This is a genomic window from Flavobacterium sp. GSB-24 (assembly GCF_027924665.1).
GTDB lineage: Bacteria > Bacteroidota > Bacteroidia > Flavobacteriales > Flavobacteriaceae > Flavobacterium.
Window position 1 is genome coordinate 4,494,540 of sequence record NZ_AP027043.1, and the last position, 11,338, is coordinate 4,505,877.

Here is an 11,338-nt window from a genome sequence, read left to right on the forward strand (position 1 = left end):
TTTATTTTTTAATGTAAGCTTCCAATTTATCTAAAGTGTTTAATTCTGTTTCTCTTGCACTTGAAGAAATAATTGTTGTTTGTAAATTTTTCGTAGGTTTTGAGATCAATAAATATTGAGTTCCGTCATCTGTACTTTTTTCATAATCTTTTGGATTATACATAATTGCTGCTCCAATCTCTACGATTTCAGCGGCAACATCTTCGGGATGCTTTCCCCAGACTGCGATATAATTTGTTCCTTTTTTAGTTCCAAAATCTTTGAAATAATTAATTCCTGTAGCAAACTGCACTTTTTCTCCGCTTAAAGAAACTGCTTCAACCTTAGCCTCTCTTTTACCAGAAAACACTGTAACACGAACTAAGATGTCTACTTTTTTTCCTTTGTATGGCACCCCTCTAGAAATCATTTCCATCCACGAAGTAGTATCTGTTTTTCCTACACGTGCTAAACGATTTGTTACTGGATTTAAAGGCACAACTTTTTCGCCGTCCCAAAGTTTTACACCTCCCAAACCAACAGTTGATGCTACTTTATAATAATCAGCTCCCCATCCTTCTTTTTGCTGCTGCGGTGTTGGGTACCAATTTGCTTTTCTTAACTCTAAACCTGGTTTAGCTTTAGAATAAACATCAATTGCTACTTTATCGCTAAAATAAATTCTCAAAGCCATCCATTCATTTTCAACAGCTGGACCGTGATGTCCAATGGTTTTATATAAATCTCCTGTTTCTGAGCCAATATCTGTCAAATAAGTAATTTTATCAGACTTCATATACAAACTGGTGTCTGTATTATTCTGTCCAAAACAAATGCAGCAAAAAAGTAAAGTGATGATGACTGATAATCTCATAATTTCAATTATTTATAGTTTAAAATTTAATTCTCGTAAATTTAAACTAAGATTTCAATACTTTCACTATTACGCAAACGATTTCTCAATAAATACTCATTTTGTGATAAAAAAAGAGCAGCACTACAAAACAACAGGAGGGAAAATATTTTCTTTACTTATCATCCACTTTCACCAAAACATAATTTATCCCTAACGGGTTTTTAATTATTTTACAGATTAAAGGATATTCAGGATTTTTTACGATCCACATTTCGGTTTCATCAATTTGCGCGATTACGTGCAAAGCATCGACTATTTTTCCATCAATAGAAACAGGATTTTTATCTTCGTTTTTATCTAAGACATAATTTGTGTTATTATAAACGAATGAACTACTTTTTATTAGATCTTGATATGCCGATCTTGAAATCATAAAAAAAGTTTCTGTTGGTTTTAAGTTTAAAACTGGCTCATATTCTCCTTGGTTAAAGCTTAGGGCGTTACCTTTTTCAACAGCTTCGGGAAGCATTACAATACTACTTTTTACGCCTCTAGTTTCTAGTTTAAAAGTCAGACCGCCTTTTGCTGTTTCCGCTTTAAGGGATAAAGTTCTGGTCTGTCCGTGCAATTTGCAGACATAATTCAGTTCTGTATTGTTTTTAAGTGTCGGAATGTAGGTTTGTGCTCTTCCTGTTTCATAAAATGATAAAAACAGAAATACTATTATTATATTTTTCATCTTGTTCATCATTTTATTTTGCTGGCGGTAAAACTGTTGTTCCCCATGCGGAAGGTTTTGAATCCATTTCTAAAATTAATTCTCCTCCATTATTTATATCATCGTGTAAAATCCACGCTTTATTGTACGGTTTTCCGTTTAACCAAGCAGCTTTTATGTATTTGCTTTTATCGTTCATTTTTTTAGCTGAGATTTTAAACTTTTTACCATTCTCCAATTGTATCGTTGTTTCTTTTATCAAAGGTGTATTAATAAGATAGTAAGGCTGTCCTGCATTTGGATACAATCCCATCATGTGGAAAGCTAGCCAGGAAGACATTGCCCCAGAATCATCATTGCCAGGCAGACCTTCTCTTGAGGTATTGAAATTATTTTTGATAATCGTCCTGATTCTGTCACTGCTCCTATACGGTTTCCCGATCCAGTGATATAGACATGGTGTTAAGAATGACGGCTCGTTGGCAACATTATATAAATCTGAGTTAAAAAAGGTATTCAATCTTTCTTCAAAAGCTTTTTCTCCTCCAGATTTACGAACCAGTTCTGGAACATCGTGCGGAATGCTAAATGAATATTCCCATGAATTTCCTTCGTAGAAAAACACACACCAATGACAGACATACCAAGGAGATTCGATAATTACTGGCGTATATTTGAAAGTAGGTTTCTGAATTTTTGATTCTCCAAAAACAACATCATCCAGCCATTTTCCATCTTTGTCTTTTGGCATAATAAAACCCTTGGCGCCATTATTTTCGTAATCCGAACGCCATAAATTCTGCCAGCTGTCTGCTTGTTTCATGTATTGATTGTACAAATCTATTTTACCTAATCCCTTAGCTACAATAGCAATATTGTAGTCATTGTATGCATAATCGATTGTTCGGTTTCCGGCGCGGTCTGTTCCGTAGGGAACGTAACCTAATTTTAGATAATCTAATAATCCGCCTCTTCCTTCTTTTTCTTCATTTCCTCCCGGCGGTACTGTCGCGTCTTTGATCATAGCCTGAAGCGCCATTTCGTAATCTATTCCTTTTAAGTTTTTGACAAAAGCATCGGCTATAACAACCTCAGCGTTAGAACCTCCTTGAGTTCTTCCGTTGTCGTTTCCGCTTCTTCCTTCTGGCAGATATCCTTCGCGTTTGTAAATGTTCAGCATCGCATTGATTATTTCAACTTTTCTTTTGCTGTCAATCAATGTAATTAGAGGGCTCGAAGTTCTAAACGTATCCCAAATTGTATAAAAATCGTCGTAATATGGTTCATCATTTGTCCATAACGGATTTTCTCCTGTCCGGTCAACTGGCATAATCATGGTATGATATAAACCTGTGTAAAACATTTTTTTATAAGCATCTGATGTATCTTCCGATAATTTAATTCGGTTTAATAATGTTTCCCATTTATTTTCTAATTCAGCTAAAACAGTATTAAAATTCCAGTGTGCGATTTCTACTTCAATATTATTTTTTGCCTTTAATTCACTTAAAAATGAGATTCCTATTTTGACATTTAGTTCTTCTTTTCCTGTGTTTCCGAAAGAAATGAGAGCTCCAGTTTTTTTTCCTGAATCAAACTGCTCTTTTTGATTGTTGTAAAATTTCCCATCTTTAAAGGTTACATATTTTGCAATTGGCTGATCGAAAACTGCCCAGAAATAAACGGTATAAGCGCGTCCGTTATTCCATCCGCCTCTTATTCTGCTGTATCCTCGAACTTCGGTATCCGAAACGATTTCAATCTGCGAACCTACAAACTGCTGAGCTTCTCTGGCATCTGGAATCTTTTCTTCTCCCAGAAAAAATCCGGGATCAATTTTTAATTCTTTTGAAATGTTTTTGGGATAAGTAATACGGTAAAAAGATACTTTTTCTCCAGTGGTTATTTCTGTTTTGATTTTATTTTCTTTAAAAACAGTTTCGTAATATCCTAGTTTTACATTTTCTTCTGTTCTAAAGGATGTTTGATCCATTTTATCTAAAGCTCCAGAAAATGGCATGATTTGAATATTTCCGTATTTCGGGCCTCCGCCTGTTCCGCTTACGTGTACCTGGCTAAAACCTGTAACTTCTTTTGGCATTGGAAGCCAGCCGCTGTTGGGACTTGAGGTACAGTCTGGACTTGGCTTTACCATTCCGTATGGACAAGACGGACCAATGAAAACCCGCCCAACTCCTTCTGATCCTATCATCGGATCTACATATTGATGAACTGTTTGCTGTGCTTTAGCCGTACTTGCGCTAAAAATTGATATTCCTAAAAAAAAGATAAACTTGGATATTATTTTCATTGTATATTATTTCTTTAGTTTTAAGGGTTTGGTTGAGAAGCCATCTCTAAGATCAACTCACCTCCACTGGTAATATCTTGGTGTGAAAGATTAAAATTTTGTACTTCTTTATGGTTGTATTTTATGTCTTTTATATAAACATTTTCATTGCTGTTGCTGGCTGCTTTAATTACAAATGTTTTCCCTGAATAATACTTTGGATTTAAATCTATCGAAATTTTATTAAATATTGGGCTTCCTATCTGGTAAACAGCATCTTGGTCTGTTCCTCCATTCATTTGAAATAAACCCAATTTGAGCAAAACATTTAAACTTCCCATTAATCCTTGATCTTCGTCTCCATTATATCCCGTTGAAGGTGATAATCCACTGAAAGTTTCTTTTACTACGTTTCTTGTCCAATACTGTGTTAGATCTGGTCTTCCTAAAACCGTAAAAATATTAGAGGTCTGCATAGACGGCTGATTTCCAAAATTTACAGGAATTCTACTGAATTCTGGATGTAATTCTGCATCGTGCGATGTACCTGAAGTATACTTTTGTTTTTTAGCGGTTTCAAATTGAGTATTCAATTTTACGACTGCTTTCTCTTTTCCTCCCATCAAAACTGCCAGACCTTCAATATCGTGCGGCACAAACCAGGTTGACTGCGCTCCATTCGATTCTATAAATCCATTTTCATATTGATACGGATCATAATTTTCTCGCCATTTTCCTTCTACATTTTTCGGACGCATCCAGCCTATTTTGCTATCAAAAATATTCTGATAGTTTTGGGCTCTTTTCATGAAATACTTATAATCTTCTTCATGATTTAATTTTTTAGCCAATTGTGCCAAAGTCCAATCTTGGTAAGCGTATTCTAAAGTCTGGCTTGCACCGTCTTCATGGCTTCCGAAATTACCTTCTGGAAGCGGATAAGGTACATATCCTTTTTGCAAATAATATTTTAATCCGCCTCCAATGTTCGTATTATGTTCATATCCTGCTTTTTCCATAATACCGCCTGGCATATGATTTTTTTTGAGTGCGGTATAAATTCCCTCTAAATCATCTTTTACAATTCCTTTTTGAATGGCGCTTACGATAAATGGTGTTGCAGAAGCTCCTGTCATGACGTAAGTATCATTTCCTCCTGAAGGTCCGCGCGGAATAATGCCTCCGTCTTTGTAATATTGCATGAGCGAATACACAAATTCTTCCATAATTTCAGGATATACAAGTCCCCAAAGATTATTTATTGTCCATTGTGCACCCCAAAAAGCATCTGAATTGTAATGATTGAATTTTGGTTTTCCATCTGCATTTACAGGCAAATGTCCCACCCTGAATTTTTCCCCTGTATTATCAGGATAGGATCCATTTGCATCACTAATCATTTTTCTCCCTTGCAGGGCATGCCAAAGATCTGTATAAAATCTTCTTTGATCGGTTTCGGTTCCGCCTTCTATTTTTATTCTTCCTAATAAATTACTCCATTCATTTCTGGAATTATCAACTGTTTTATTAAAATCCCAATTTGGTAATTCGGTTTCTATATTGTTATTGGCATTTTCAATTGAAGTGTAGGATATTCCCACTTTCATCAATAATTGTTCTTTTGTTTTATTAAAATAAACTAAATAATTTCCTGTTAGATTATCTCTTTCTATAGCCGTAATAGGCTCATTGGTTCTAATTTTAAAAAATACGGTTAATGGTTTTGGACGTCTAAAATTGGTACTCAAAACTAATGATCCTGAAAGTTCATAATCATTGTTTTTTTCTAATTTCCCATTTGTATTTTCGCAAGGTCCTAAAATAGTGTTCAAATTAAAAAGAACTGCTTTTTGTGCTTTTACAGGAAAAGTATATCTATGAAAACCAACTCTTTGTGTGCTGGTTAATTCTGTAATTATTTGATAACGATCTAGTTTTAAAGAATGATATCCTGGAGTAATGATTTCGGTTTGGTGACTGAATTTGGAATAAAAGTCTTTAAAGATTGTTAATTTATTTTCTGGTTCAACTGTTATGGGCATTACTGATACTCCTGACATTTGCCATTCGTGAATGTGGCTGAAACCTTTAATTGTATCTGTAGTATATTTATAACCGCCACCCCAATCGCCGTTAATTTCGGTATCAGGATTTAGGTTTACCATTCCAAAGGGACGACTTGCTGATGAAAAGTAAAACCATCTAGAATTTTCGGTGTCCAACAACGGATATACCATATCAGACAGCTGTTTTTTCTTTAAATTAACAGCTTTCTGAGCATTGCATGACACTAAAAAAATAAGAGTTAAACCTATTACAATGTGTCCTATTTTATAGATTTTATTTAGTTTCATTTATTCTATTTATTGGTGGGGCAAATATGGTTTAGACAAATTTTTTTGTTCGGATATAGGCTAATTGAAATTAGTAGAGATACTATTTTCTAAACAACAAAGAGTTATATTATTCTTTAAAGTATAAATTGATAGAATGGTACAAAGCTTAATCTTTCATTGACTTTCAAGATCGGCATTTGATTAAGCTTTGCATTCATTCAAAAAAATGAAAATGAAACTGAACTGGTTCTCACGAGCAACTAGAAACCAGTTTTTCTTTAGTAAAAAAGGAGAAGAATTTTTACGCTCTTCTCCTTTTCAAAATTAAAATTGGGTTACAATGCGTACTTAACTAAAACTTTATTTTTAATATCCATCGTTCTGAATCAGGGCTGGATTTAAGACCATCGCGTTGGTTGGAATTGGGAAAACACGACGATAAACATCTGTATTGGTTTTGTATCCCCATTGCCCTTCATATTTTCCAAAACGGATCATATCATTTCTATGCCAAGCTTCCCAAGCAAATTCACGGCTTCTTTCTTTGTAAAGCTCTTCTAAAGTTACACCGCTCAAGGCTGCAGATGTTGTACGGTTAGAGCGAACCATATTTATTAATGCATCTGCACTTTGTCCTAAAGTTACTGCTCCACCTCGAAGAATTGACTCTGCTTTCATTAAAAGAACATCTGAGTAACGCAAGAAAGGAACGTCGTTCTTTTGGTTACGATTTGTTGATGTTGCATCTGGATAAAATTTAATATTTCTATACCCCATATTCCAAGCAATTTCATCGTTTCCAAGATCGAATAAGGCTACACTTTGACGAAGAATAATATCTGGTGTTAAATTTACCTGATACGTGTAAGTTGCACCGCCATCAGATCCTGTATAAAATTGATCATATCCTTTTTTGGTTGTAGTAACCATTACTGGTGTAACTCCATCATTCATATACTGGAGACCCGTAAGCCACTGTTTGTTACGAATGTCATTTGCATCATTGAAATAAGCATAAAATTCTGGCAGCGTACTTCTTGGTGCACTTGGTGTATAAGGAAGACCAAACTTAGTTCTTTCAGAACGTGGTACATCATAACGAGCGTGATACATTTGTCCGTTATAACCAACTGTAACGGCTGCTGGATCATAAGGTACTGCAAAAATGAACTCTTTCATTTGTGGTCCGTTTGCTGGATAAAACATTTGCAAATACGTCGCTCTTGGTTCAACAGCATATAAATTAGAGTTAATTACCTCATCACAAGCTGCAATACATTCATTGTAACGTTGTGTCCCTGTATAAACTTCAGCATTTAAATACAATTTAGCAAGCATTGCATTAGCGGTCTGTTTATTTGGTCTACCATAGGTTGTAATTCCTGCTGCTGGATTTAGATTGGGAACTGCATTTTTTAATTCACTCTCAATAAAATTGAAAACCTCTTTTCTTGGTGTTTTAGCATGAGATGTAAAATCTCCATATAAGGTATCCAAAGGTACATCTCCATAACTGTCCATTAACATGAAATACGAAATAGCACGCATAGTTTTTAACTCTGAAATCAAAGTTTTTTTCTCTGCACCCTCCGGCATTGTTTGTCTTAAAATAGAAATTGCCTGATTACTTGTTCCTATCACTTTAGAAGACCAATCCCAAAGACTTCCGATAATACCATTATCAGCATTCCAATCATGATAATGCATCGAAATATAGTTTCTATTATCGAACCAGTTACCTCCTCTTGACGGCAAAATAGCTTCATCTGTAGATAAAGATTGAGACCACCACCAGGCAAATGAAAATTCACCGCGGAAAGCTGCATAAACAGGTCCAGTAGTTTGAATATATTGTGTTGAGTTTTGAGGAAATACTTCAGGTGTTAATTGTGTTGTAATAGGCACTTCTAGATCGTCACAAGACCATATTAAACCAGCTATAAGTACTGGAAGTCCTAAATATTTTAATATCTTTTTCATAATTTTTAGCATTTAATTTTTAGAAGATCACATTTAAACCAAACATATAAGTTCTGGTTTTTGGATAGAAATTATTTGAATCTACACCAGGAGCTGTTCCTCCTTGTTCTACTTCCGGATCAATTCCTGTATATTTGGTAATAACAAATACGTTATTTATTGTTTGGTAAATACGTACGCTTTGTATGTATTTGCCCACCTTACCAAAATTATATCCTAAAGTCATGTTGTCTAATCTTACGTAACTGCCGTCTTCTATAAAACGGTCTGAATACTTGTAAGAGTTTAAGTCATTTGGTGATTCATTTCCTGCATCAACTAAAATATTATTGGTCATTGCGGTGCTTGGCCTGAATAAATCGGCACGAGTTGCATTGAAAATTTTATTACCAAATACTCCTCTGAAGAAAATACTTAAATCAAATTTTTTGTATTGAAAATTATTTGCCCATCCTACCAATAATTTTGGTTGTGCGCTTCCTGCATAATGATAATCTACTCCAATTTGAGGTGTAGTAGTTAAATCACCATTTTTATCATAGTATTGTGAAACTCCTGCAGCATTTTTTCCTGCATATTTCAATGTAAAGAATTGTCCTAAAGGTTTTCCTTCTTTAAAGATTTGTAATGTACTTCCTGTTTGTCCCCCACCGTCTGGCTGCACACGACGAATGGAATCACCTCCAACAAAGAATGGACTGGTTAATTTTACGATTTCATTCTTATTATGTGACAAATTCAGATTAGTTGTCCAGCTGAAATTTGCTGTTTTAACTGGAGTTGTGCTTAAACTAACCTCAATACCTTTATTAGACATTGTACCACCGTTTGCTACAATTGTCCCTACTGGCACAAGTACAGGATTAACATTATAATTGAAAATCATGTCTGTTGTTTTTTTATTATATAAATCAACAGAACCTGTAACTTTTCCTTTTAAGATAGCGAAGTCAACTCCAATATTTGAAGTAGCTGTTTTTTCCCATTTCAAATCTGGGTTAGCGGCTTGGTTAGGCCCGTAAGCTCCAATTTGTTGTCCGTTATAATAGAAAGTTCCTAAACTTCCAGAAATAAATTGAGCTGTGTAAGCATTAAATCCAGAAGAGTTTCCAGTTACCCCCCAGCTTCCGCGGATTTTCAAATCACTAAAAAAGCTTTGATTCTGCATAAAACTTTCTTTGTCTAATCTCCAAGCACCACCGACAGAAGGAAAATATCCCCACTGGTTATTTGCTCCAAACATAGAGCCTCCATCTCTTCTAAGAGATCCTTGTAAAAGATATTTATCTTTATAGTTATAATTTAAACGTCCAAAATATGAGATCAAACGTGTTTTTTGATATGCTTTACTATCTCCAAAATTTACTACATACCCATTAACAGAAGTGTAATTACTTAAAGCAAGGTTATTATATCCAACATTGTCTACAGGAAAGTTTGTTGTTGTAGCTTGAAAACCATCACCTAAAGTGTTTTCTTGCCAAGAATACCCTAAAACCGCTTTTATTTTGTGCTCTCCTATTGACTTGTCCCAAGTAAAGAAGCTCTCAATAATATTGTTTCTTGTTTCATAAGAATTTCTCAATGCAGAACCATTTACACCAAAATTTACTAAAGATTTTGTCAAAGGAGGATCTGGATTGTTGTAGAAGTTGGCACTATTGTATTGTGAATAATAACTGTCATAAAATTCTCCATGAGATGCAGTTAATCTTTGATGTGCTAAATTCAAATTATAAGTAATTCCAAATGGTAATTTTACTTCTGCAGTAAGATTCCCAACAAGGTTATCCGTTTTAGTTTCGTCAGTGCCATGCTCGATTAAAGCTACAGGGTTGAAATATCCGGGGCTGACAAAATTTTCAAAATAACTTCCATCAGCATTTCTTACTGGCGAAACAGGAAGATAACTTGCTGCTTGTAAAAGAACAGTATTACGCTGTGGTACATTTTGATATTTGGTACTAGAATTAGTAACATTCAGACCAAATTTAACCTTATCATCAAAAGCAAATTGTTCGACTGACAAACGAGCAATGATACGAGAAAAATCACTTTTCAACATTACTCCTTCTTTGTTAAGAGAAGTAATACTTGCGGTATAGTTTCCATGATCGCCTCCGCCGCTCATAGACAAGTTATGACTGCTTGATGCCGCACGTCCTGCTCTTAAAATTTCTTTCTGCCAGTTAGTGTTAGCGCCTTTATCATTTTCTGGAGTAAAATTCAAATTGTTTTTAGTTGTAAAAGCTCTCAGCTGATCTGCATTCATCATGTCCAGATTATTTGAAACTTCTTCCCAGCCCACATAACCATTGTATGCAATTTGCGTTCTGCCCTTACTTCCTTTTTTTGTGGTTACCATGATAACACCATTTGCCGCACGGTTACCGTAGATTGCTGTTGCGGCAGCATCTTTTAAAACGTCAATTGTTGCAATGTCATCTGGAGCAATTACAGAAATATCGACTCCTGGAATTCCATCTATTACATAAAATGGTCCTTGAGAACTATTTAATGTTGATGCTCCACGCAAAACTACAGATGCTGTCTTAGTTGGGTCACCACTAGAGGAAATGTTCAAACCAGAAACTTTACCCTGCAAAAGCTGTCCCACGTCACTGATTGCTCCTCGGTTTAAATCTTCGGCTTTTACAGAAGTTACAGAAGTAGTAAGGTTTTTTCGAGATCCTTTTCCGTAACCTACAACTACTACTTGTTCTAAGTTAGTTGTTGTTGACTGTAATTTAACCGTATAATTTGATTTTGTCCCGTCTAATTTTACCGGTTGATCATCAAATCCCATAAAGGAAAATATAAGTGTCGCATTTTTGTTTGAAGCTGAAATTTTAAATTTCCCATCAAAATCTGTTGTTACTGTATTCGTTGTACCTTTCTCTAGTACATTGGCGGCTGGCAGTGGAATGCCTTTGTCATCTAAAACTACACCGGACACTTCTGTTTTTTGTGCCCAGGTATTAATTGAGAAGCCAAAGCAAAGGGCTAATAATAAAAGTTTAAGTTTTTCCATTGTGATATTGGTTAATTGGTTAAATAGTACTGACGAAATTAGTGCTAATGAAATGTTAAGAAATGGACAAGTTATTCATAAACATGGATAATTTCTATAAAGTCAGTGATAGTAAGGCTTGCCAAAGTTATTTTTCTAAAATTCTATA

General features: G+C 34.9%; 6 protein-coding genes. All 6 read right to left on the reverse strand.

The annotated features are described in order from the left end of the window. Position 1: 1 nt before the first annotated feature. The gene (locus QMG60_RS19015) at positions 2-853 is read right to left on the reverse strand and encodes a DUF4861 family protein (protein ID WP_281866059.1); all 852 of its coding nucleotides are present in this window, start codon (positions 851-853) and stop codon (positions 2-4) included. A 154-nt stretch (positions 854-1,007) separates the two neighbouring features. Continuing rightward, complete coding sequence (locus QMG60_RS19020; protein WP_281866060.1) at positions 1,008-1,574, reverse strand: hypothetical protein; 567 nt, start codon at positions 1,572-1,574, stop codon at positions 1,008-1,010. 13 nt (positions 1,575-1,587) lie between these two features. Beyond that, entirely contained in the window at positions 1,588-3,864 is a 2,277-nt protein-coding gene (locus tag QMG60_RS19025) for a GH92 family glycosyl hydrolase (protein ID WP_281866061.1), read from the reverse strand. Positions 3,865-3,884: 20 nt separating this feature from the next. Next, positions 3,885-6,197 (reverse strand): GH92 family glycosyl hydrolase, encoded by a 2,313-nt coding sequence (locus QMG60_RS19030; RefSeq protein ID WP_281866062.1) that lies wholly within the window; start codon positions 6,195-6,197, stop codon positions 3,885-3,887. Positions 6,198-6,545: 348 nt separating this feature from the next. After that, positions 6,546-8,159: a RagB/SusD family nutrient uptake outer membrane protein gene (locus QMG60_RS19035; protein ID WP_281866063.1), complete on the reverse strand. Its 1,614-nt coding sequence runs from the start codon at positions 8,157-8,159 to the stop codon at positions 6,546-6,548. Positions 8,160-8,178: 19 nt separating this feature from the next. After that, on the reverse strand, positions 8,179-11,190 hold the full coding sequence (locus tag QMG60_RS19040) for a TonB-dependent receptor (RefSeq protein WP_281866064.1): 3,012 nt from the start codon (positions 11,188-11,190) through the stop codon (positions 8,179-8,181). Positions 11,191-11,338: the final 148 nt, after the last annotated feature.